Here is a 21,926-nt window from a genome sequence, read left to right as displayed (position 1 = left end):
ACTTTGCGCGTCGAACGACGCTACATCGACGCGATCGGCACCACCGGACGCGCAGGCGCGCCCCGGCCGGCGGGCAAGCCGAGCAGTTCGGCCAGCGGGGCCGCCGGGCCGGCAAGCTCGCCGAGCGTGTACCGGTCGAGTTCCGCAAGGAACGCGCCGCGCGCCGCCTCGAAAACGTGCTTCAGGCGGCACTGCGGCTCGATGACGCAGTGCCGCGGCTCCGCGCCCTCGCGTGGAAAGCAGCCGACGAGCGCGAAATCGCTCTCGGTGCCGCGGACCACTTCGCCGATCGTCAGACTCAACGAGCGCGCGTTGAGTCGCAAACCGCCGTGCCGCCCTCGCACCGTCTCGATCCAGCCCAGCTCCCCGAGCCGTTGAACCACCTTCATCAAATGGTTCTTGGAAATGCCGTAGGCATCGGAAATATCGTGGATCGTCGCCAGCCCCTCGTCGCGGACGGCCAAGAACAGCAGCACGCGCAACGCGTAATCGGTGTAGTCAGTGAGTCTCATGGGCAGGCAACGGCTCGATTGGCGCTCGGCGAAAGCCGGCGGGACGCAATATGCCCGCGGCAAAAACGATACCGAGCGCAAGGGTTGTATGGGCGGCGGCTTGACCATAACATGCATCGACCGCACGGGTAATATGATGTGCGTGCTTCGCTTCTCGATAATTTAGCTTGCTTTGCGCGCGGTTTGCGGCGGATTAGACCACAAACCGCTCATGTTTTTCGACCTCAGATGCCGACCTCCACGAATCCGGGCAACGCGCTCGCCGATGTGTCCCCCGCGCGCCATCGCGAACCCAACGCCGAGAACATCCGCGAACTGGTGTATGCCTTTTACGATCGAGTCCGCGCCGACGCGCTGCTCGGGCCCGTGTTCGACGCGGTCCTGCAAGGCCGCTGGGACGATCACTTGCCGAAGATGTGTCTGTTTTGGAGTAGCCTCGTGCTCGGCGAAAAGGGCTATCGCGGCAACGTCCAGCAAGCTCATCAGCCGCTGGCGGGCGTCGAACCGCGCCATTTCAGCCGCTGGCTGCACTTGTTTCTCGATACGGTCTGCGATCGCTACGAACCCGCGGCGGCCGTACGCTTCATGGAACCCGCGCTGCGGATCGCCCAGAGCCTGCAATTGAGCCGTTTCGGTTGGGATTACACGATTCCCCCGGAACAGCAGGCGCTGCTCGAGCGCATCGCGCCGAAGCGCGCACGCGACGATTCGCCGCATGAAAGATCGGGGGACGAACGCTGATCAAGCGCCCGGCTTATCGTCCGCCGGCGCATTCGTCCCCGTAATTCCCCAGCGGGCAAGCGCGGCGTCGTCGGCGACGCGGGCATCCACCCAGCGCGCCCCGTTCGGCGTCGTCTCCTTCTTCCAGAACGGCGCTTGCGTCTTCAGATAATCCATGACGAACGAGCAGGCGTCGAACGCATCGTGCCGGTGCGCGGAGGTCGCGGCCGCCAATACGATCTGGTCGCGCGGGAGCAGCTTGCCGACCCGATGCACGATCAGCAATTCCGAGCCGGGCCAACGCCCCTTCGCTTCCCGCTCGATCGCCTCGAGCGCTTTTTCGGTCATGCCGGGGTAATGCTCGAGTTCCATCGCCTCGACGTTCTCCCCCTCGCTCAGATCGCGCACCGTTCCCACGAACGCCACCACGGCGCCGATCTTCGGGTTCTCGGCGCGCAGCGCCGCGATTTCCGTCGATAGGTCGAAGTCTTCCGTTTGCACGCGGATAGTCATGTCATCAGGCTCCCGATGTGTGGCCCGCTCATTTCAGCCACCGGTGACGGGGGGGAAGAAGGCGACTTCGCAGCCGTCGGTCAACCGCGTGCCGGCATCCGTCATCGTATGATTGCAGGCCATCCGCAGGGCTCGGCCCTCGGCGAGCGCCTCCGCCCATGCCCCGCCGCGCGTGCGCAGCCAAGCCCGCACGTCGCCCACGGTCGCGACGCCGTCCGGCACCGTGACCGCTTCCCCGGCGAGGCCGACGGCCTCGCGCACGCTCGCAAAGTATCTGAGGTCGATTTTCATGTTGGAGTCCGGGTCCGGCGTGCCGTAACGGGCGCGCCGTCAGCCCAGCAATTCGGAAAAAGGAAGAAAACGCACGGTCTCGCCGGCACTGATCGCGTGATTCGGCGGATTGTCGATCAGGCCGTCGCCCCATACCGTCGAAGTCAGCACCGCCGAGCTTTGATTCGGGAACAGATCGAGCCCTCCCGCGCCGTTGATACGCGCGCGCAGAAATTCGTTGCGGCGATCGGCCTTCGTTTGCGTGAAATCGGCGCGCAGCGCAATGGCGCGCGGCTCCACGCTGGGCACGCCGGCGAGCCGCAGCAAGAACGGACGCACGAACAGCAAGAACGTGACGAAGCTCGATACGGGGTTGCCGGGCAAGCCGATGAAATGCGCCTCGTCGCGCGTGGACGCAGCCACAGCGCCGGAAGCCGCGTCGCGCCGCACCGCGCCGAACGCGAGCGGCTTGCCCGGTTTCATCGCGATCTGCCATAGCGCAAGGCGGCCCTGCGACTCGACGGCGGGCTTCACGTGGTCTTCCTCGCCCACCGATACGCCGCCCGAGGTCAAAATGAGGTCATGACCGCTTGCCGCCGCAGCCAGCGCATCGCGCGTGGCCTCCAACCGGTCGGGGACGATGCCGAGATCGGTCACCTGGCAGTTCAGGCGTTCCAGCAGCGCGCGCAGCGTGAAGCGGTTCGAGTTGTAGATACCGCCCGGCGCGAGCGGCTCGCCGGGCATCGTCAACTCGTCGCCGGTGAAGAACACGGCGACCTTCAAGCGCCGCTTCACCTCGAGCCGCGCCGCCCCGATGGACGCAGCCAGACCGAGTGCTTGCGGCGAAAGCCGCGTGCCGGCCGGCAAGATCACGGCACCGCGGCGGATATCGGCGCCCTGTGCGGTAATCCATTCGCCGGCCTTGGGCGTATGCAAGATCGCGACGGCGTCGCCGTCCGCCTCCGCTTGTTCCTGCATGACGACGGCGTCCGCCCCGGGCGGGATCGGCGCGCCCGTGAAGATACGCGCGGCCGTACCCGTAACCAGCGGCTCCGGGCGATGACCGGCAGGCACCCTTTGCGAGACCGGGAGGCGGCGATCGCCCTGCATGAGATCGGCGATGCGCACGGCGTAGCCATCCATCATGCTGGTGTGCGTCGGCGGCACGTCGAGCTCCGACACGACGTCGGCTGCGAGCACCCGGCCGAGCGCCTCGAGCGTCGGCACGGATTCGGTTTCGGCAATGGGCGTGGCGGCGGCGAGCAACGTGGCAAGCGCTTCGGCCGTCGATAGAAGCGGCGCGCGGGGCGTCGAGTGTGAGGGCGTGGACATCGGCAGGCGATTCTCGCTGCGAAAGCCCTCATTGTAGCGAGGCATGGGCCGATCCGGCATATGCCTCGCGGCAAGCCGCGCATGCGCGCGGCGCGCGGCGCGCGGGCGGCAATAGTGGGGGACGGTGCGCCCCCGCTTTACGTCAATCGCCTGTGTGCTCCGCGATAAAAGCCTTGACGATGGCTGCATCGGCCGGCAACACGTCGAAGCGTTGCGGGAGCGATTCGAGTCCATCGAACGCCGCGGGCCGCTCGGGATCGCGCCCGAGTGCTTCGCGTATCGTCTCGCCGAACTTGATCGGTTGCGCCGTCTCGAGCACGATCATCGGTACGCCCGGGTCCAAGTGTTCGCGCGCCACCTTGAGCCCGTCGGCCGTGTGGGTGTCGATGACTTGGCCGTAACGCGCATCGATGTCGCGGATCGTCGCCACGCGATCGTCGTGCGTGCTGCGTCCCGAGACGAAGCCGAACTGCCGCACCCGGGCGAAGTCGCCGCTCGCCGCCAAATCGAACCCGCCCTTTTCCTCGACGTCGCGAAACAGTTGCAGCACGCGCGCCGGGTCGCGGCCCAGCAGATCGAAGACGAAACGCTCGAAGTTGGACGCCTTGGAGATGTCCATGCTCGGGCTCGTGGTGTGGTACGTCTGCGCCGCGCCGCGCACGCGATAAATACCGGTGCGGAAGAACTCGTCGAGCACGTCGTTTTCGTTCGTGGCCACGACGAGCTTTTCGATCGGCAATCCCATCATGCGGGCGATGTGCCCGGCGCAGACGTTGCCGAAGTTGCCCGACGGCACCGTGAACGAAACGCGCTCCTCGTTCGACTTCGTCGCCGCGAAGTAACCCTTGAAGTAATAGACGACCTGAGCCACGACGCGCGCCCAGTTGATCGAGTTGACCGTGCCGATCTTGTGCCGCGCCTTGAACGCGTGATCGTTCGAGACCGCCTTCACGATGTCCTGGCAATCGTCGAATACGCCTTCGACCGCCAGATTGAAGATGTTCGGCTCTTGCAGACTGTACATCTGCGCGGTCTGAAACGCGCTCATCTTGCGATGCGGCGAAAGCATGAACACACGGATACCGGCCTTGCCGCGCATCGCGTACTCGGCGGCGCTACCCGTGTCGCCCGACGTCGCGCCGAGAATGTTCAACGTTTGTCCGTGCTTGGCAAGCGTGTACTCGAACAGGTTGCCGAGCAACTGCATCGCCATGTCCTTGAACGCGAGCGTCGGACCGTTCGACAACGCGAGCAGCGACAGTTGCGCGCCGTTTTCGACGCCGAGCGGGGTGAGCGGTGTGATCTCGTTCGCATCCTCGCCGGCGCGCACGTTGCGATAGACATCGGCGCGATAGGTGCGACGAGTCAGCGCGCGCAGTTCGTCGGCGGGGACGTCGTCGCAAAACTTGCTCAGCACCTCGAAGGCGAGATCGGCGTACGGCAGCGCGCGCCAGCGTGCGAGTTCCTCGGCGGACACGCGCGGATAGTCGGCCGGAAGATATAGGCCGCCATCCTTGGCCAGCCCGGTGAGCAAAATGTCGGAGAACGTATGGCGCTCACCGATCCCGGCACCGCGCGTGGAAATGTAGTTCATAGTCAGCTCGATAAATCGATTTCGGTGTCGGACTCAGGCGTGGGCTTCGATCCGCAGCTTCGTGACGTTAGAAACGACGGTCGAGAGCGCCTCGATGCGCGCGATGGCCGCATTCACGTTCTTCTCGAGCGTATCGTGCGTGATGATCACGACGTCGGTCTCGCCGTTGTCCGCGATTTGCTCGGCCTCCTTTTGCAGCAAGGCGTCGATCGAGATGCCGGCCTCGGCCAGAATGCGCGTGATGTCGGCCAGCACACCCGTCACATCGGCCACGCGCAGGCGCAAGTAGTAACCGCTCGTCACTTCCTCGATCGGTAACACGGGCGTATCGGCCAGACTTTGCGGCTGGAACGCGAGGTGCGGCACGCGGTGGCCCGGATCGGCGGTATGCAGACGCGTCACGTCGACGAGATCGGCGACGACGGCCGAGGCCGTCGGCTCGGCGCCCGCGCCTTTGCCGTAATAGAGCGTCGTGCCGACGGCGTCGCCGTGCACTTCGACGGCGTTCATCGCGCCCTCGACGCTCGCCAGCAACCGCTTCGCCGAGATCAGCGTCGGATGCACGCGCAGCTCGATACCGCGTTCGGTGCGCCGCGTAATGCCGAGCAGTTTGATACGGTAGCCGAGGTCCTCGGCGTATTTGATATCGATCGACGCGAGCTTGCTGATGCCTTCCACGTACGCACGATCGAATTGCATCGGGATACCGAACGCGATCGCGCTCATGATCGTGAGCTTATGCGCCGCATCCACGCCTTCGATGTCGAACGTCGGGTCGGCTTCGGCATAGCCGAGCGCCTGCGCGCCCGCGAGTGCCGTCGCGAAATCGAGGCCGCGCTCGCGCATCTCGGACAAGATGTAGTTCGTCGTGCCGTTGATGATCCCCGCGATCGACTGAATCCGGTTGGCCGTGAGCCCCTCGCGCAACGCCTTGATGATCGGGATACCGCCGGCCACCGCCGCCTCGAACGCCACCATCACGCCTTTGTCGCGCGCCGCCGCGAAAATCTCGGTGCCGTGCACGGCGAGCAACGCCTTGTTCGCCGTGACGACATGTTTGCCGTTGGAGATGGCCCGCAGCACGAGCTCGCGAGCGATACCGGTGCCGCCGATCATTTCCGCCACGATATCGATAGCCGGATCGTCGGTGACGGCTTCGAAATCGCTGCCGAGTTGTACGGTGCTCGCGGCCTCGCCCAGCACGGCAAGCGCCTTGGCCGGATTGCGCACGGCAATGCGCGCGATTTCGATCCCACGGCCGGCGCGGCGTTTGATTTCTTCCTGATTGCGGCGCAGCACCGTGAAGGTGCCGCTACCCACCGTGCCGAAGCCCAGCAAGCCAACTTTGATCGGTTCCATGCAGCGTTTTCTAGTTAGATGATTCAATGAAAAGGGAAAGCGCGGGACGGCTCGCGGCCGCCCGCCGCAAGCCGCGGCTAGGTGCCGTGACGCTTGCGATAGCCTTCGAGAAAGCGCCCGATGCGGTTGATCGAGTCGGTCAAATCGTCCACGTTCGGCAAGAACACGACGCGGAAGTGATCGGGCCGCGGCCAGTTGAAGCCGCTACCCTGCACGAGCAGCACGCGCTCCTCGAGCAGCAGATCGAGGATGAACTGCTGGTCGTCCTTGATCGGATAGATTTCCGGGTCCAGCCGCGGAAACATGTACAGCGCCGCTTCCGGCTTGACGCAGCTCACGCCCGGAATCGCGTTGAGCATCTCGTAGGCGACTTGCCGCTGCCGGTAGAGCCGCCCGCCCGGCCCGATGAGATCGTTGATGCTCTGATAGCCGCCGAGCGCCGTCTGGATCGCATACTGGCCTGGAACGTTCGGGCACAGCCGCATCGAGGCGAGGATGCCGAGCCCTTCGAAGTAATCCTTGCCCCGGCGCCGGTTTTCGCCCGTCAAGCCCGACACGTACATCCAGCCCGCCCGATAGCCGCACGACCGGTAGCTCTTGGACAGGCTATTGAACGTGACGGTGACGACGTCCTCCGACAGCGCGCCGAGCGACGTATGCTTCTTGCCGTCGTAGACGATCTTGTCGTAAACCTCGTCGGCAAAGACGATGAGTCCGTGTTGCCGGGCGATTTCGAGCAAATCGAGCAGCAATTCGTCCGAATACAAGGCGCCAGTCGGGTTGTTCGGGTTGATGACGACGAGCGCGCGCGTGCGTGGCGTGATTTTCGAGCGAAGATCGTCCAGATCGGGCATCCACGCGTTCGATTCGTCACACAAATAGTGCACCGGTGTGCCGCCCGAGAGGCTGACCGCGGCGGTCCATAGCGGATAATCGGGGGCCGGCAGCAGCACTTCGTCGCCGTCGTTCAGCAGCCCTTGCATCGCCATGACGATAAGCTCGGAGGCGCCGTTGCCGATATAGATGTCGTCCAATTCGACGCCGGCCACGCCCTTTTGCTGCGAGTAATGCATGATCGCCTTGCGCGCGGCGAATACCCCTTTCGAATCCGAATAGCCGGACGAGGCCGACAGATTGCGGATCATGTCCTGAATGATTTCGTCGGGTGCATCGAACCCGAACGGCGCCAGGTTGCCGATGTTCAGCTTGATGATGCGATGCCCGTCTTCTTCGAGACGCTTGGCGTGCTCAAGCACAGGCCCGCGGATGTCGTAGCAGACGTTGAGCAGCTTGTTCGATTTAAGAATCGGTTTCACGGCGGACTGAGTTCCTGGGGAGAGCCGAAAGACGGGGGCGCGAGCCTAGCACGCGACGGTCGCATGCGTGCAAAGCATTGCTGCGCCCATGTGACGGCGGGTTCGCCGGATAAAACGCGCGCCGCACGTTCGCCCGCTTGACGGCGCGCTTGTGGCGCGCACGAGTGGCGACTGATTGGATTCGCTCGCGCGCGTGCACGATGCTGGGCGCCGCGAGGCGGCTAAAAAGTTATAATTTAGCGGATTTCGGCCGACTTTCGCAATGCACCATTCGTCGCGAAAGCCCCTTTCGGCCTCGATATGGCCTCGATACGGTCGCAGGCGGTCATGCTCCGGCCGACGAAACCACGGAAACGAATTTGAAATTACACCAAGATTCGAGCGGCGCGCTCAATACGGTGACCGGCTACGGCGCCCATTACGTCGACGTCAATCTCGTGCGTCATGAAAGCAGCATCTTGCTGTTGCCCGATACGCCCGTGCAGGCTTGGCCCGTCACGGCGTTCGATGCGCTCGCCCCCGAACATTTCGAGCTCGTGCTCGAGCAGACGCCCGAGCTCGTCGTGTTCGGCAGCGGTGAGCGCCTGCGTTTCCCGCACCCGCGGCTCACGGCTGCGCTCGCCGCCCGCCGCATCGGCGTCGAGACGATGGATTTCATGGCGGCCTGCCGCACTTACAACATCCTGATGGCCGAAGGCCGGCGCGTGGCTGCCGCCCTGCTCATCGAGCGATGAGACGGCGCGCGGCTCTCCAGCCCGCCGTCGGCCGCGCAAACCGGGGCCCGCGCGTGCCAGCCGGCCGCGTCGATGCTCCGCCCCGCCCACACCGATAGACCACCCGAACGCCGCCCTATGCCGTTTGAACGTTATTCCCGCGCCGACGGCGCGGTCGCACCGAACCGCACGCCGCCGCCGATCGCCGCGGCGACGTCCTGGCCAGCCAGCCGGCTGACGATCGTATTGCTCGTTCTCGCGCTCGCCTTGCTTTGGTTCGTTCCACTCGGTTGGCGGCACCTCGTGCCGAGCGACGAGGGCCGCTATGCCGAAATGGCGCGTGAGATGCTGCTGACGGGCGATTGGATCACGCCCCGATACAACGGCTACAAGTACTTCGAAAAGCCGCCGCTGCAAACCTGGATGAACGCGCTCACGTTCGCCTGGTTCGGCATCGGCGAATGGCAAGCGCGGCTCTACACCGCGCTCACCGGGTTTGCGGGCGTGCTCGTCGCGGGCTACACCGCGGCCCGGCTCATCAACCCGGCGGCGGGCTTCGCCACGGCGCTCGTGCTCGCGAGCGCGCCGTACTGGCAGTTGATGGGGCATTTCAACACGCTCGACATGGGCCTGTCCTTTTGGATGGAGGTCACGCTTTGCGCCATGCTGCTCGCGCAGCGCGTGGGCGTGCAGCCGCGCGAGGCACGCCGATGGATGTGGCTATGCTGGGCCGCGATGGCGCTGGCGGTCTTGTCCAAGGGACTGATCGGCATCGTGCTGCCCGGTGCCGTGCTCGTTATCTACTCGTTGATCCAGCGCGACTGGGCGCTGTGGAAGCGGCTCTATCTGCCGAGCGGCTTGGTCGTCTTCTTCGCGATCGCGACCCCGTGGTTCGTGCTGATACAACAGCGCAACCCCGAGTTTCTGAATTTCTTCTTCATCGTCCAGCAGTTCGATCGGTACTTGACGCCCGACCAGCACCGCCCGGGTCCGGTGTACTACTTCGTCTGGGTGCTGCTCGTGGGCTTTCTGCCATGGCTGCCGCTCGGTTGGCGCGCTCTTCGCCACGCGCTCGCGCAACCGCGGCAGTTGAACGGCTTCGCGCCGGGCAAGCTGCTCGTCGTCTGGTTCGTCTTCATCTTCTTGTTCTTCAGCGCATCGCATTCGAAGCTCGTGTCGTACGTGCTGCCCGTTGCGCCGGCGCTGGCGCTGCTGCTCGGGGCTTACCTGCCGCACGTATCGCGCCAAGCTTGGCGACGCCACCTGATCGGTTACGCCGTTTTTCTCGTGGCCACCGCGATCGGCGCGATCTTCCTCGCTCGCCTGGGCGATGCCCGTACGCCCAATGTCCTGTACCGCGATTTCCGCGTGTGGGTGTTCGCCGCGATCGGCGCGGCCTTCGTGGTGACGCTTGCCGCGTTGGCGGTGCTCAAGCGCTCTGAGCGCAGCGTGCTGCCGTCGGCAGCCGCGTTCGCCGCCGCTTGGGTCATGCTGTGCACGATCGCCGGCACGGGCCACGAAGTGTTCGGCCGCCAAAGCTCGGGCGCACTGCTCGCGCCGGCTATCAAGGCCGAGTTGGCGCGCCTGCCGGCCGATGCACCGTTTTATTCGGTCGCCATGCTCGACCATACGCTGCCGTTTTACGTCGGCCATACGATGATCATGGTCGCCAGCCCCGACGAATTGACGTTCGGCGTCACCCAAGAGCCGTCCAAATGGGTGCCGACGCTCGACGAATGGGTCGCCCGCTGGAACGCCGGGGGCCCGGCGCTGGCCGAGATGACGCCCGACCGGTATCGCGACTTCGCCGCCCGGCATTTACCGATGCGCGTGATCGCGCAAGATGCGCGACGCGTCGTCGTCGAAAAACCTTAACCGCCGCTCCCGCCGGCATTGCCTCGTTATGACTCGATGAATCCGATTTCTCTTTTTTGCATTTTGGCGGGCGTGACGTTGAACGCCTGCGCGCAGCTACTGCTCAAGGCCGGCGTCAACGCCGTTGGACACTTCGAATTCACCCGTGCGAATATTGTCCCGATCGGTCTGAAGCTCGCGACCCAACTGCCGATCGTCGGCGGGCTGGCGTGCTACGTGGTGAGCGTCGTCGTCTGGATCGTCGGGCTCTCGCGCGTGGACGTCTCGATCGCCTATCCGATGCTTTCGCTCGGCTACGTGGTCAACGCGTTTGCGGCCTGGTACCTGTTCGGCGAGGCCTTGAGCCTGCAGCGCCTCATCGGTATCGGCATCATTTTGATCGGCGTGCTCGTATTGGCGCGAAGTTGAGCGCGCCGCGCAGCAGTGAAAAATTCCACGTCTCGCCGCGAGCGCCATACCCCCTCAATACAACACAACACGACATTTCGATACTCGAGCCAAGCCCATGACCCAAGACACCCTTCCATTCCTGCCCTTCGTGCGCCCCGAGATCGACGAAGAAACGATTGCCGGCGTCGTCGACGTGCTGCGCTCGGGCTGGATCACCACGGGTCCGCAAAATCAGGCATTCGAGGAGCAGCTTTCCGCTTTTTTCGGCGGCCGGCCCGTTCGGACGTTCAATTCGGGGACGGCCACGCTTGAAATCGGCTTGCGCATCGCGGGCGTCGGCCCGGGCGACGAAGTCATCACCACGCCGGCATCGTGGGTGGCCACGGCCAACGTGATCCTCGAGGTGGGCGCCACGCCCGTTTTCGTCGACATCGACCCCGTCACGCGCAACATCGATCTGAACCTGCTCGAGAAGGCGATCACCCCGCGCACCAAGGCGATCATTCCCGTCTACCTGGCTGGCTTGCCGGTCGATATGGATCGCCTCTACGAGATCGCGCGCGCCTACAAGCTGCGCGTGATCGAGGACGCCGCCCAAGCGTTCGGCTCGACCTGGCGCGGCGAGCGCATCGGCAAGCTCGGCGACATCGTCTCGTTCAGCTTCCACGCCAATAAGAACCTGACCTCCATCGAGGGCGGCGCGCTGGTGCTGAACAACCAAGAAGAAGCGGAACTCGCGCGCAAGTACCGCCTGCAAGGCATCACGCGCAAGGGCTACGACGGCATGGACTGCGACCTGCTCGGCGGCAAGTACAATCTCACCGATGTGGCGGCGCGCGTCGGGCTGGGTCAGCTCGCGCGGATCGAGCATTTCATGACGCAACGCAAGGCGCTTGCTCGCGCCTACTTCGCGGGGTTCGAAGGCGGGGCGGCGGCCGCGCTCGGTGTGGGCTTGCCGCTTGCCGATTTCGAGAACGGCAACTGGCACATGTTCCAGATCACGCTGCCGCTCGAGCGGCTCACGATCGATCGGGCGCTGTTCATGCAAAAGCTGCACGACGATTACCGGATCGGCACCGGCCTGCACTATCCGGCCATCCATCTGTTCTCGCTGTACCGCGCGCGCGGCTTCGCGCCCGGCATGTTCCCGCATGCCGAGCGCTTCGGCGCGACGACGGTCACGCTGCCGCTGTTTACGCTGATGACCGAGCGTGACGTGGCGCGCGTGTGCGGCGCCGTCAACGAGATCTGCGAACAATATGGGAAATAAGCGGACATGAGTTATACGGAACACCGACCGGCACAACCGGAAGTCTCGGTCATCATCCCCGTCTACAACGAGGAAGCGGGGCTGCACGCACTGTATGCGCGTCTGTACCCAGCGCTCGATGCGATGGGTACCAGCTACGAAGTCATTTTCATCAACGACGGCAGTCGCGACAAATCGCCCGCGTTGCTGGCCGAGCAATTCCGCGCGCGGCCCGATACCACTCGGGTCGTCTTGCTCAACGGCAACTACGGCCAGCACATGGCGATTCTCGCGGGCTTCGAAGCGTCGCGCGGCGAGATCGTCATCACGCTCGATGCCGACTTGCAAAATCCGCCCGAGGAGATCGGCAAGCTCGTCGCGAAGATGCGCGAGGGCTACGACTACGTGGGCTCCATCCGCATTCAGCGGCAAGACACGCTGTGGCGGCGCAAGGCTTCACGCGCGATGAACCGTCTGCGCGAGCGCATCACGCACATCAAGATGACCGACCAAGGCTGCATGCTGCGCGCGTACAGCCGTCAGATCATCGACACGATCAACCGCTGCGGGGAAGTGAACACGTTCATCCCGGCGCTCGCCTACACGTTCGCCCAAAACCCGATCGAGGTCGAAGTGGCGCACGAAGAGCGCTTCGCGGGCGAATCGAAGTACTCGCTTTACAGCCTTATCCGGCTCAACTTCGATCTCGTGACGGGCTTCTCCGTCGTGCCGTTGCAATGGCTGTCGTTCATCGGCGTGATCTTGTCGATGGGCTCGGCGGGATTGTTCCTGCTGCTCGTGGTGCGGCGCTTCGTGATCGGCGCCGAAGTGCAAGGCGTGTTCACGTTGTTCGCGATCACATTCTTCATGCTCGGCGTGATCATCTTCGCCTTGGGGCTGCTCGGCGAGTACATCGGCCGCATCTACCAACAGGTACGCGCGCGCCCTCGCTATCTCGTCCAGACGATACTCGAAGGACGCCCCGGCGATGTGGCCGCCGGCGCGAGCATGCGCACGCCGGCCGTGAGCGGCGGCGTTGCCGCGATGCCGCAGGAAAGCCGCGAGGAGCGCGATCGATGAAACCGCGCGCCGTCGTCTTCGCCTATCACAACGTCGGCGTGCGCTGTCTGCGCGTGCTGCTCGCGCGCGGCGTGGACGTCGCGCTCGTCGTCACGCATGAGGACAACCCCGCCGAGCGCATTTGGTTCGGCAGCGTCGCGCAAGTTGCCGCCGAACACGGCATCGAGACGATCACGCCCGCCGATCCGGCCGGGGCGCCGCTGCGCGAGGCCGTCGCCCGCGCGCGGCCCGATTTCATCTTTTCGTTCTACTACCGGCATATGCTGCCCGCCGACGTGCTGGCGCTCGCGCCGCGCGGCGCCTACAACATGCACGGTTCGCTGCTGCCCAAGTACCGCGGCCGCGTGCCGACGAATTGGGCCGTGCTCAACGGCGAAACCGAAACGGGCGCCACGCTGCACGAGATGGCGGCCAAGCCCGATGCCGGCGCGATCGTCGCCCAAACGAGCGTGCCGATTCTGCCCGACGATACGGCGCAAGAAGTATTCGACAAGGTCACGGTGGCGGCCGAGCAGACGCTTTGGCGCGTACTGCCGGCGCTATTGGCCGGCGAAGCGCCTCATTTGCCCAACGACCTCTCCCGTGGCAGCTACTTCGGCGGACGCAAGCCCGAGGACGGCCGAATCGACTGGTCCAAGCCCGCCGGCGAAGTCTACAACCTGATCCGCGCGGTGGCGCCGCCCTACCCGGGCGCCTTCACCGACATAGGCGGCGAGCGCTTCGTGATCGCGCGTGCGCGCCTGGCCGGATTGGATGCGATCGCCAAGGCCCATTTGGCCGATTTGCCCCCCGGTCTGCACGTAAGCGATAATACGTGTTTCGGTGTGTGCGGCGACGCGCGCGCCATCGTCATTTCCGAGCTGCGGCATCAGCGCGACGGGCAAGAAACCGTCGTGACGCCTTCGCAGTTCGCCCAGCTCAACTTTCGTTCCCGCCACCCATGAATTCCGTCAAAACCGAACGTTCCGCCAAGAAAGTCCTCATTCTCGGCGTCAATGGCTTCATCGGCCATCATTTGTCCAAGCGCATTCTCGAGACGACCGACTGGGAAGTGTTCGGCATGGACATGCAGACGGACCGCCTCGGCGACCTGACGCAACACGAGCGGATGCACTTCTTCGAAGGCGACATCACGATCAACAAGGAGTGGGTGGAATATCACGTGAAGAAGTGCGACGTGATCTTGCCGCTCGTGGCGATCGCGACGCCCGCCACCTACGTGCAGCAGCCGCTGCGTGTATTCGAACTCGATTTCGAGGCGAACCTGCCGATCGTGCGTTCGGCCGTCAAGTACCGCAAGCATCTCGTGTTTCCGTCGACGTCGGAAGTCTACGGCATGTGCGCCGACGAAGAGTTCGATCCGGAAGCCTCCGCCCTCACCTATGGCCCGATCAACAAGCCGCGCTGGATCTACGCGTGCTCCAAGCAGCTCATGGACCGCGTGATTTGGGGCTATGGCATGCAAGAGGGCCTGAACTTCACGCTGTTCCGTCCGTTCAACTGGATCGGACCGGGCCTGGATTCGATCTACACGCCGAAGGAAGGCAGCTCGCGCGTCGTCACGCAGTTCCTCGGGCACATCGTGCGCGGCGAGAACATCAGCCTCGTCGACGGCGGCTCGCAAAAACGTGCCTTCACCGATATCGACGACGGCATCAGCGCGCTGATGAAGATCATCGACAATCCGAACGGCATCGCGTCGGGCAAGATCTACAACATCGGCAATCCCACCAACAACTTCTCGGTGCGCGAACTCGCGCACAAGATGCTCGCGCTCGCAGCGGAGTACCCGGAGTACGCGGAATCCGCCAAGGCCGTGAAGCTCGTCGAAACGTCCTCGGGCGCTTACTACGGCAAGGGTTATCAAGACGTGCAAAACCGGGTGCCGAAGATCGAGAACACGATGGCGGAACTCGAGTGGGCGCCGAAAGCGACGTTCGACGATGCGCTGCGCAAGATTTTCGAAGCATATCGCGGCCATGTGGCCGAGGCGCGCGCACTCGTCGAGCAGCAGTAATCTCGGCTTCGCCGCGCTGCCGCCACGCCCGTAGCCCGAAGGATCGCCTTTGCCACGTATCGTTCTGAAAATCGACGTCGACACGCTGCGCGGCACGCGCGAAGGCGTGCCGCACCTCGCGCGTATGCTCGACCGCTTCAAGGCGCGCGCGACCTTTCTCTTCAGCCTCGGCCCGGATCATACGGGCTGGGCGCTGCGGCGCGTGTTTCGCCCCGGCTTCTTGAAGAAGGTCTCGCGCACCTCCGTGCTCGAGCACTACGGCATCAAGCAATTGATGTACGGCGTACTGCTGCCCGGCCCCGACATCGGCCGGCACGCGACGGCCGAGATGCGTGCGATCCACGAGGCCGGCTTCGAATGCGGCATCCATACGTGGGACCACGTCTATTGGCAAGACAACGTGCGTGAGCGCGGCCAAGCCTGGACATGCGGCGAAATGCAAAAGAGCTTCGAGCGTTTCGTCGATATTTTCGGCGCGCCGCCCGCCACGCACGGCTCCGCCGGCTGGCAGATGAACGAACATGCGTTCGAGCAGATCGATGCCTGGGGCATGCGTTACGCCTCCGACGGCCGCGGCCACTCGCCTTATCGGCCCGTCGTGGGCGGCAAGACGCTCGATCACGTTCAGTTGCCCACCACGTTGCCGACGCTGGACGAACTCATCGGCGTGGACGGTTGCGACGAATCGAACGTCGCCGAGCGGCTGCTCGCCTCGACGGAACGCTCGCCGACCGACCAGGTCTTCACGCTGCATGCCGAACTCGAGGGCCAGAAGCTTGCGCCGATCTTCGAGCAATTGTTGGCAGGCTGGCACGCTCAAGGTCACACGTTTGCGACGATGGGCGACTACCATGCCGCGCTGGACCTCGATCAGTTGCCATCGTACCCTGTCACCTGGGGTTCGATTCCGGGGCGTTCGGGCGAGCTCATCGTCCAACCGGACTGAGCAACGGCCGCTTTGCCCGGCGGTCTTCCCAACGCATCGGCCCACCCGACCATTTGCGCGATAAGAACAGGAGAACCACGTGCCCATTGCAGTCGACCAACCCGTCCCTGATTTTTCAGCCCCCGCGACGGGCGGCGATATCACGCTGTCCGGCCTGCGCGGCAAGAAGCTCGTGTTGTATTTCTACCCGAAGGACAACACACCGGGCTGCACGACAGAAGGTTTGCAGTTTCGCGACTTGTATCCGAAGTTCAAGAAGGCCGGAGCCGAAATCGTCGGCGTTTCCCGCGACAGCCTGCGTTCCCACGAAAACTTCAAGTCCAAGCTGGAATTGCCGTTCCCGTTGATTTCCGATGCCGATGAAGTGTTGTGCACGCTATTCGGCGTCATCAAAATGAAAAAGATGTATGGCAAGGAAGTGCGAGGCATCGAGCGCTCGACCTTCCTCATCGATGCGGACGGCGTCTTGCGGCGCGAATGGCGTGGGGTAAAAGTACCGGGCCACGTGGATGAAACGCTGGAGGCTGTACAAGCACTTTGACGCGCGTTATATTGCGTTGCAATGAGTTCCCGTTCACTTCGTCTTCTCCGCTTGAGCGCCGTCGATCAGATCGACGTTTTGTTCGTCAGGCGCCGCGTGATGCTCGAAACCGAGCCGCTTGCTCCATCGCAACAGGAGCGGCGGCTTTTTTGTTTTTCGGCGGCTTCGCCGTTACCCTGCCGCCGCTCTCTTGCGAAGGAGCTGATCGAAATCTAGGCGAACCGGCGAACCGAAAACTGAAACGCGCTGCCTGAAGGCTCGCCCCGCAAACGCGGACCGAGCGTTCGGCGGCGCATGAGATGCGACCCGAATCTTTGAGGGAAACCATGCCTTTGCCTACCCCGCCCAGCAAGCTCGGCAGTCTGTTGCCGCCCGATGAATTCAAGGCCAAAGCCAGACCGGCGCGAGGCGCCAAAAAACAAGGGACGATGGGGGAGCAAACCGAGGCGGCCGAGTATGGCGCGACCGCCCATGTCGCCGCCCCGATGGGCACGGCCGCCAACGCCGGCGCCACGTTGCGCCCGCTGCCGTCCGCCCCGGCCGCCGAACCCGCTCCCACCGCGCGTGGCCGCAAACCGAAGCAAACCGCCGCGCTGCTGCAACCGGCGACGCCCGCGGCCGCTCCTATTCAGGCACGCAAGCAAGAGCCGGCCGCGGTGACCGAAGCGGCCGCCCAAGCCAGCCCCGCGCGCGGAGCCGCCAAGCCCCGCTCCGTTAAAGCGGCCACGGTCGAGACCGAATTGCGCAAGCTTTTCGTACTCGATACGAACGTGCTGATGCACGATCCGACCTGCCTCTTCCGGTTCGAGGAGCACGACGTCTATCTGCCCATGATGACGCTCGAGGAACTCGACAACCACAAAAAGGGGATGTCCGAGGTTGCCCGCAACGCGCGTCAAGTCAGCCGCACGCTCGATTCGCTCGTCGCGAATGCCGGCGTGATCACGGAAGGCTTGCCGCTCGCGGGTCTCGGTAGCCGCGAAGCGCTCGGACGGTTGTACTTCCAAACGAAGCTCGCCGACATCGAGCCGGTCGAAGGGCTGCCGCAGGGCAAAGCCGACAACCAGATTTTGGGTGTCGTTCGCGCCTTGCAGCGCGAACGCGAGGATCGGCAAGTCGTGTTGGTGTCGAAAGACATCAACATGCGGATCAAGGCCCACGCGCTCGGTCTGCCCGCGGAAGACTACTTCAACGACCAGGTGCTCGAGGACAAGGATCTGCTGTTCTCGGGCGTACGCGCCCTGCCCCAAGATTTTTGGACGAAGCATGCCAAGGGCATGGAAAGCTGGCAGGACAACAAGACCGGCACCACGTATTACCGCGTGACCGGCCCGCTGTGTCCGTCGCTGCTCGTCAACGAGTTCGTCTATCTCGAGCCGCTCACCGGCGAGCCGCCGTTCCAAGCCATCGTCCGCGAGCTCAACGGTAAAACGGCCGTCTTGCAGACGCTGCGCGACTACAGCCACAACAAGAACAACGTCTGGGGTATCACAGCGCGCAACCGCGAGCAGAACTTCGCGCTGAACCTGCTCATGAACCCCGATATCGACTTCGTGACGCTGTTGGGTCAAGCCGGTACCGGCAAGACGCTCGTCGCGCTGGCCGCGGGTCTCGCCCAAGTGCTCGATGAAAAGCGCTACAACGAAATCATCGTCACGCGAGCCACCGTGCCCGTGGGAGAGGACATCGGCTTCTTGCCCGGCACCGAGGAAGAAAAGATGCAGCCTTGGATGGGGGCATTCGACGACAACCTCGAAGTGCTGCAGCGGACGGAAGACAGCGCCGGCGAATGGGGCCGCGCGGCCACGCAGGAGTTGATTCGCTCGCGCTTGAAGATCAAGAGCATGAACTTCATGCGCGGGCGCACTTTCGTCGACAAGTACCTCATCATCGACGAAGCGCAAAACCTGACGCCCAAGCAAATGAAGACGCTCGTGACGCGTGCGGGCCCCGGTACGAAGATCGTCTGCCTCGGCAATATCGCGCAGATCGATACGCCGTATCTGACCGAAGGTAGCTCGGGGCTCACCTACGTCGTGGATCGCTTCAAAGGCTGGACGCACAGCGGGCATGTCACTCTTGCTCGCGGCGAACGTTCGCGGCTGGCCGATTACGCCTCCGATATTCTTTGATCGACGCGGGGACTAACCCAGTCCCCACTCGGCCACCTTCGACGCCCGGCTTGCCGGGCGTTTTCTTTTTGGGGCCATAACGGCGTTGGGATTCCTCGCCGAGCTTGTCGGCGCGCGGCAACGCATCGCCCCCCAAACTTCAAGTAAATTATGAAGAATTCTTGCCGAAGGCCCGCCGGCAGGGCTACTATCGGCCGCAACAGCGCGTGCGAACGGCGGCGAGGCGATTACCCTCCCTTGCCGGCTCGTTGCTCGACGGCGAACCTCGCATCGCGCACCCACGGTTGATCGATCAATGAGATCTTGGCTTCTTATTCTTGTCGTGCTGTCGTTGGCGGCGTGCTCGAGCGCGCCGCCGAGGGCCGTGCGTTCGGGCGGGGCGGCATCGGGGGAAAACGCTTGGCGGACGATGCCGCCCGGCTCGCCGCGCTTCGTCGATCACAGCACTGGTCGCGAGGAAATCTCGATCGAAGCGATGGGGTTGATCGGCATTCCGTACCGTTGGGGCGGCAATACGCCCGACAGCGGGTTCGATTGCAGCGGTCTCGTTCGGTATGTGGTTGCGCGAGCGGCCGATGTCGATTTGCCGCGAACGACGGCAGACATGAGCCGGCGCGGAGAATCGATCGAACCGGACGAAATTGCCCCGGGCGATCTGATTTTCTTCAATACGACGGGCAGGCCGCATTCGCACGTCGGGATCTACGTCGGGAAGCTACGCTTCGTGAATGCGCCTTCGACCGGGGGCACCGTACGGCTCGACTATCTGACGAACCCGTACTGGGCGCGGCATTTCGACGGTATCCGGCGCGTCGCCGCGCCGCTCAAGCCGAAGTCGCCGTTCGATGCGCCGACCGAACTGGCGGCGCCGAGAGCGCCGGCAGTGCCCGACACGCCGCCGGCTGAGCCGCCGCGGCAGACGGCGGTTGCCGTGGCGCCGGCTCCGTCACCGGCGGCACGATCCACTGCGGCATCAGCGGCACCAGCAGTCGCACCGGCGCCTTCTTTTGCATCGACGGCCCCCGCCCCCATCGCCTCTCCGGCTCAGGAGGCAGCGCCCCCGGCCGAGGACCCGATCGCCGCGGCAGCGGACGCTTTCGAGCCGCCTCCGCCAGTCGCTCGCCAGGCGGCGCAGCAAGCCCGGCAAGCGAATGCGGTATCGGTCCGGCCGCTCCCGGCGGAATCCAACGCGCAGATGACGCGTGCTTCGACGGCGCCTAGCGCGCAGCAACCTGCGTCCACCTCCACCAGCGACGATCCCATCGCCCGTTTCGCCAATAACGGCGACTGATGCATCGGCACCGGTAGGGCCGCGCTACCCGCAATAAAAAAGAGCGATGCCCTGGCGCTAAGCCAAGCATCGCTCTCTCCTATCGACGCCTTTGTTCGACCTTAGTCGACCTTAGCCGGCCTGAGTCGGCCCGTGAGCCGGGCGTCGACGTTCCCTCTTACGCGCCTTCGCTCACAGGAATCGGTGTCCGAGCCACCATGCGGCCGCCGAAAGCAGCGCCGAGGCCGGGATCGTCAAAATCCACGCCCATACGATGCTGCCGGCGACGCCCCAGCGCACGGCCGACAGCTTGCGCGTGGCGCCCACGCCGACGATGGCGCCCGTGATCGTGTGCGTCGTCGAAACCGGCACACCGATGGCCGATGCGAGGAACAACGTGATGGCCCCGCCCGCCTCGGCGCAAAAACCGCCGACCGGCTTGAGCTTCGTGATCTTCTGACCCATCGTGCGCACGATGCGCCAACCGCCGAACAGCGTGCCGAGGCCCATCGACAGATAGCATGCGCCGATCACCCAGACCGGCGGCGCGGCGGCGGTGGCAGATGCATAGCCGGTGGCGATCAGCAGCATCCAGATGATGCCGATCGTTTTCTGCGCATCGTTGCCGCCGTGCCCGAGGCTATAAAGGCCGGCCGAGATGAATTGCAACCGCCGGAAACGCCGATCGACCTTGCTCGGCGGCGTTCGGAAGTAGATCCAAGAGACGGCGGTCATGAAGAACGAGCCCAGCACGAAACCGAGCAGCGGCGAGATGAAGATGAACGCGACCGTCTTCAAGATGCCGTCGATGTTCAGGGCCCACCAGCCCGATTTGGCCAGCGCCGCGCCTACGAGCCCGCCGATCAGCGCGTGCGAGGAACTGGCCGGAATGCCGAAGCGCCAGGTCAGGATGTTCCAGACGATCGCCCCGGCCAACGCGCCGAAAATGACGTAGTGGTCGACGATCTTCGGGTCGATCGTGCCCTTGCCGACCGTCTGCGCGACCTTCAGGTGGAAGATGAAATAAGCGATGACGTTGCAAGCCGCCGCGAATGCGACCGCCTGTTGCGGCTTGAGCACGCCCGTCGACACGACGGTGGCGATCGAGTTGGCCGCATCGTGAAAGCCGTTCATGAAATCGAAGGCCAACGCGACGATGATCAACGTCGCAAGGCCCCAAGTAGCGATCTGAATCGATTGCATCAGTGTGGTCCGCCCGCGTTACGCGTTTTCCAACACGATGCCTTCGATGATGTTCGCGACATCCTCGCACTTGTCCGTGATCGACTCGAGCAACTCGTAGACCGCCTTGAGCTTGATCAGCGTCTTGACGTTGTCTTCTTCGCGGAACAGCTTCGACATGGCCGCGCGGAGCACGCGGTCGGCTTCCGATTCGAGGCGGTCGATTTCTTCGCAGGCCGTGAGGATCTGGCGCGCCTGACTCATATCCGACAGCATATTCACGGCGTTTTGCACGTGCTTGGCCGTCTGCGTGCAGATATGGGCAAGCTGGCTCGCCTCCGAGGTCATCGCCTGCACGTCGTATAGCGAAACGGCCGTGGCGACGTCTTCCATCAGGTCGAGGATGTCGTCCATCGTCGTGATGAGCTTATGGATCTCGTCGCGGTCCAGCGGCGTGATGAAGGTCTTGTGCAGCAGGTCGATCGTTTCGTGCGTCAGCTTGTCGGCCGCCTTTTCGCTCGCCTGCACGCGTTGCTTGTGCACTTCGGCTTCGCTCAGGTTGTCGACGAGACGCTCGAGCTCCTCGCTCGCGGAGACGATGCACTTCGCGTGCTCGTTGAAAATTTCGAAGAACTTGCCCTCGGTGGGCATGAATCGACCAAACATATAGTCAACAAACCACAATAAAATCAATCGGTTAATGAACGCGTCACCGAAGCCCGACGCACCCGTACGGCTTGATACGGTTTCGTGTCTCGACACACGTGGGGCCGCGTCCGGCTGTGACACTTTCGTGACGGCGCACAGTGTACCGGAAAGCGCGGGGCACCCCACCATGAACGTATCGTCGCGGGGCACGCACGCAACAAATGAGCCGGCGTGCATACGCGGATTGAATACGAGGGCACGCCCGGC

General features: G+C 64.0%; 21 protein-coding genes. 12 read left to right on the top strand and 9 right to left on the bottom strand.

Going from position 1 to position 21,926, the window contains the following annotated elements; translation table 11 throughout:
* Positions 1-20: 20 nt before the first annotated feature.
* The gene (locus C0Z18_RS18960) at positions 21-512 is read right to left on the bottom strand and encodes an Rrf2 family transcriptional regulator (RefSeq protein ID WP_102646956.1); all 492 of its coding nucleotides are present in this window, start codon (positions 510-512) and stop codon (positions 21-23) included.
* Positions 513-740: 228 nt separating this feature from the next.
* On the opposite strand from C0Z18_RS18960, the gene C0Z18_RS18955 reads away from it, so the two are divergent.
* On the top strand, positions 741-1,253 hold the full coding sequence (locus C0Z18_RS18955) for a group III truncated hemoglobin (RefSeq protein WP_233217388.1): 513 nt from the start codon (positions 741-743) through the stop codon (positions 1,251-1,253).
* On the opposite strand, the gene C0Z18_RS18950 is transcribed toward C0Z18_RS18955, so the two are convergent.
* The 6 genes from C0Z18_RS18950 to C0Z18_RS18925 all read right to left on the bottom strand — a co-directional run bounded on the left by C0Z18_RS18950 (position 1,254) and on the right by C0Z18_RS18925 (position 7,616).
* Complete coding sequence (locus C0Z18_RS18950; protein WP_102646955.1) at positions 1,254-1,745, bottom strand: molybdenum cofactor biosynthesis protein MoaE; 492 nt, start codon at positions 1,743-1,745, stop codon at positions 1,254-1,256.
* A 33-nt stretch (positions 1,746-1,778) separates the two neighbouring features.
* On the bottom strand, positions 1,779-2,036 hold the full coding sequence (gene moaD / locus C0Z18_RS18945) for a molybdopterin converting factor subunit 1 (RefSeq protein ID WP_102646954.1): 258 nt from the start codon (positions 2,034-2,036) through the stop codon (positions 1,779-1,781).
* Positions 2,037-2,075: 39 nt separating this feature from the next.
* Positions 2,076-3,347, bottom strand: coding sequence for a molybdopterin molybdotransferase MoeA (locus C0Z18_RS18940; protein ID WP_102647003.1), 1,272 nt, complete (start codon positions 3,345-3,347; stop codon positions 2,076-2,078).
* Positions 3,348-3,489: 142 nt separating this feature from the next.
* Positions 3,490-4,941 (bottom strand): threonine synthase, encoded by a 1,452-nt coding sequence (thrC, locus tag C0Z18_RS18935; protein WP_102646953.1) that lies wholly within the window; start codon positions 4,939-4,941, stop codon positions 3,490-3,492.
* Positions 4,942-4,974: 33 nt separating this feature from the next.
* Complete coding sequence (locus C0Z18_RS18930; protein WP_102646952.1) at positions 4,975-6,300, bottom strand: homoserine dehydrogenase; 1,326 nt, start codon at positions 6,298-6,300, stop codon at positions 4,975-4,977.
* Between the two features lie 77 nt (positions 6,301-6,377).
* Complete coding sequence (locus C0Z18_RS18925) at positions 6,378-7,616, bottom strand: pyridoxal phosphate-dependent aminotransferase (RefSeq protein WP_102646951.1); 1,239 nt, start codon at positions 7,614-7,616, stop codon at positions 6,378-6,380.
* Between the two features lie 359 nt (positions 7,617-7,975).
* On the opposite strand from C0Z18_RS18925, the gene C0Z18_RS18920 reads away from it, so the two are divergent.
* The 11 genes from C0Z18_RS18920 to C0Z18_RS18865 all read left to right on the top strand — a co-directional run bounded on the left by C0Z18_RS18920 (position 7,976) and on the right by C0Z18_RS18865 (position 19,850).
* The gene (locus C0Z18_RS18920) at positions 7,976-8,350 is read left to right on the top strand and encodes an Mth938-like domain-containing protein (RefSeq protein WP_102647002.1); all 375 of its coding nucleotides are present in this window, start codon (positions 7,976-7,978) and stop codon (positions 8,348-8,350) included.
* Between the two features lie 117 nt (positions 8,351-8,467).
* Complete coding sequence (locus C0Z18_RS18915) at positions 8,468-10,204, top strand: glycosyltransferase family 39 protein (RefSeq protein WP_102646950.1); 1,737 nt, start codon at positions 8,468-8,470, stop codon at positions 10,202-10,204.
* A gap of 36 nt (positions 10,205-10,240) precedes the next feature.
* Complete coding sequence (locus C0Z18_RS18910) at positions 10,241-10,612, top strand: SMR family transporter (RefSeq protein WP_102646949.1); 372 nt, start codon at positions 10,241-10,243, stop codon at positions 10,610-10,612.
* A gap of 97 nt (positions 10,613-10,709) precedes the next feature.
* Positions 10,710-11,864, top strand: a complete 1,155-nt coding sequence (locus C0Z18_RS18905) for a DegT/DnrJ/EryC1/StrS family aminotransferase (RefSeq protein WP_102646948.1) — start codon at positions 10,710-10,712, stop codon at positions 11,862-11,864.
* A gap of 6 nt (positions 11,865-11,870) precedes the next feature.
* Positions 11,871-12,923, top strand: coding sequence for a glycosyltransferase (locus C0Z18_RS18900; protein ID WP_233217387.1), 1,053 nt, complete (start codon positions 11,871-11,873; stop codon positions 12,921-12,923).
* The gene (locus C0Z18_RS18895) at positions 12,920-13,867 is read left to right on the top strand and encodes a formyltransferase (protein ID WP_102646947.1); all 948 of its coding nucleotides are present in this window, start codon (positions 12,920-12,922) and stop codon (positions 13,865-13,867) included. The genes C0Z18_RS18900 and C0Z18_RS18895 overlap by 4 nt, the downstream gene beginning before the upstream one ends.
* Positions 13,864-14,940, top strand: coding sequence for a bifunctional UDP-4-keto-pentose/UDP-xylose synthase (locus C0Z18_RS18890; RefSeq protein ID WP_102646946.1), 1,077 nt, complete (start codon positions 13,864-13,866; stop codon positions 14,938-14,940). Before C0Z18_RS18895 ends, C0Z18_RS18890 begins: the two co-directional genes overlap by 4 nt.
* A 49-nt stretch (positions 14,941-14,989) precedes the next feature.
* Positions 14,990-15,886, top strand: coding sequence for a polysaccharide deacetylase family protein (locus tag C0Z18_RS18885; protein ID WP_102646945.1), 897 nt, complete (start codon positions 14,990-14,992; stop codon positions 15,884-15,886).
* Positions 15,887-15,965: 79 nt separating this feature from the next.
* Entirely contained in the window at positions 15,966-16,427 is a 462-nt protein-coding gene (locus C0Z18_RS18880; RefSeq protein WP_102646944.1) for a peroxiredoxin, read from the top strand.
* Positions 16,428-16,753: 326 nt separating this feature from the next.
* Positions 16,754-18,559, top strand: coding sequence for a PhoH family protein (locus C0Z18_RS18875; RefSeq protein WP_102646943.1), 1,806 nt, complete (start codon positions 16,754-16,756; stop codon positions 18,557-18,559).
* Positions 18,560-18,854: 295 nt separating this feature from the next.
* The gene (locus C0Z18_RS18865) at positions 18,855-19,850 is read left to right on the top strand and encodes a C40 family peptidase (RefSeq protein ID WP_102646941.1); all 996 of its coding nucleotides are present in this window, start codon (positions 18,855-18,857) and stop codon (positions 19,848-19,850) included.
* 171 nt (positions 19,851-20,021) lie between these two features.
* Here C0Z18_RS18865 and C0Z18_RS18860 read toward each other — a convergent pair whose 3' ends face one another.
* Together C0Z18_RS18860 and C0Z18_RS18855 are read right to left on the bottom strand one after the other, a co-directional pair.
* On the bottom strand, positions 20,022-21,032 hold the full coding sequence (locus C0Z18_RS18860) for an inorganic phosphate transporter (RefSeq protein ID WP_102646940.1): 1,011 nt from the start codon (positions 21,030-21,032) through the stop codon (positions 20,022-20,024).
* Between the two features lie 18 nt (positions 21,033-21,050).
* Complete coding sequence (locus tag C0Z18_RS18855) at positions 21,051-21,677, bottom strand: DUF47 domain-containing protein (protein ID WP_102646939.1); 627 nt, start codon at positions 21,675-21,677, stop codon at positions 21,051-21,053.
* Positions 21,678-21,926: the final 249 nt, after the last annotated feature.

The organism is Trinickia dabaoshanensis (assembly GCF_002879885.1).
Classification (GTDB): domain Bacteria; phylum Pseudomonadota; class Gammaproteobacteria; order Burkholderiales; family Burkholderiaceae; genus Trinickia; species Trinickia dabaoshanensis.
The sequence above is the reverse complement of the archived record's forward strand: the minus strand, read 5'-3'. Positions and strand labels throughout refer to the sequence as shown.

Excerpts from the sequence above, each read along its gene's own strand:
- C0Z18_RS18855 (WP_102646939.1), bottom strand. The coding sequence starts at position 21,677 with ATGTTTGGTCGATTCATGCCCACCGAGGGCAAGTTCTTCGAAATTTTC.
- thrC (WP_102646953.1), bottom strand. The coding sequence starts at position 4,941 with ATGAACTACATTTCCACGCGCGGTGCCGGGATCGGTGAGCGCCATACG.
- C0Z18_RS18915 (WP_102646950.1), top strand. The coding sequence starts at position 8,468 with ATGCCGTTTGAACGTTATTCCCGCGCCGACGGCGCGGTCGCACCGAAC.
- C0Z18_RS18940 (WP_102647003.1), bottom strand. The coding sequence starts at position 3,347 with ATGTCCACGCCCTCACACTCGACGCCCCGCGCGCCGCTTCTATCGACG.
- C0Z18_RS18960 (WP_102646956.1), bottom strand. The coding sequence starts at position 512 with ATGAGACTCACTGACTACACCGATTACGCGTTGCGCGTGCTGCTGTTC.
- C0Z18_RS18865 (WP_102646941.1), top strand. The coding sequence starts at position 18,855 with ATGAGATCTTGGCTTCTTATTCTTGTCGTGCTGTCGTTGGCGGCGTGC.
- C0Z18_RS18895 (WP_102646947.1), top strand. The coding sequence starts at position 12,920 with ATGAAACCGCGCGCCGTCGTCTTCGCCTATCACAACGTCGGCGTGCGC.
- C0Z18_RS18910 (WP_102646949.1), top strand. The coding sequence starts at position 10,241 with ATGAATCCGATTTCTCTTTTTTGCATTTTGGCGGGCGTGACGTTGAAC.
- C0Z18_RS18955 (WP_233217388.1), top strand. The coding sequence starts at position 741 with ATGCCGACCTCCACGAATCCGGGCAACGCGCTCGCCGATGTGTCCCCC.
- C0Z18_RS18905 (WP_102646948.1), top strand. The coding sequence starts at position 10,710 with ATGACCCAAGACACCCTTCCATTCCTGCCCTTCGTGCGCCCCGAGATC.
- C0Z18_RS18875 (WP_102646943.1), top strand. The coding sequence starts at position 16,754 with ATGCCTTTGCCTACCCCGCCCAGCAAGCTCGGCAGTCTGTTGCCGCCC.
- C0Z18_RS18890 (WP_102646946.1), top strand. The coding sequence starts at position 13,864 with ATGAATTCCGTCAAAACCGAACGTTCCGCCAAGAAAGTCCTCATTCTC.
- moaD (WP_102646954.1), bottom strand. The coding sequence starts at position 2,036 with ATGAAAATCGACCTCAGATACTTTGCGAGCGTGCGCGAGGCCGTCGGC.
- C0Z18_RS18930 (WP_102646952.1), bottom strand. The coding sequence starts at position 6,300 with ATGGAACCGATCAAAGTTGGCTTGCTGGGCTTCGGCACGGTGGGTAGC.
- C0Z18_RS18860 (WP_102646940.1), bottom strand. The coding sequence starts at position 21,032 with ATGCAATCGATTCAGATCGCTACTTGGGGCCTTGCGACGTTGATCATC.
- C0Z18_RS18900 (WP_233217387.1), top strand. The coding sequence starts at position 11,871 with ATGAGTTATACGGAACACCGACCGGCACAACCGGAAGTCTCGGTCATC.
- C0Z18_RS18950 (WP_102646955.1), bottom strand. The coding sequence starts at position 1,745 with ATGACTATCCGCGTGCAAACGGAAGACTTCGACCTATCGACGGAAATC.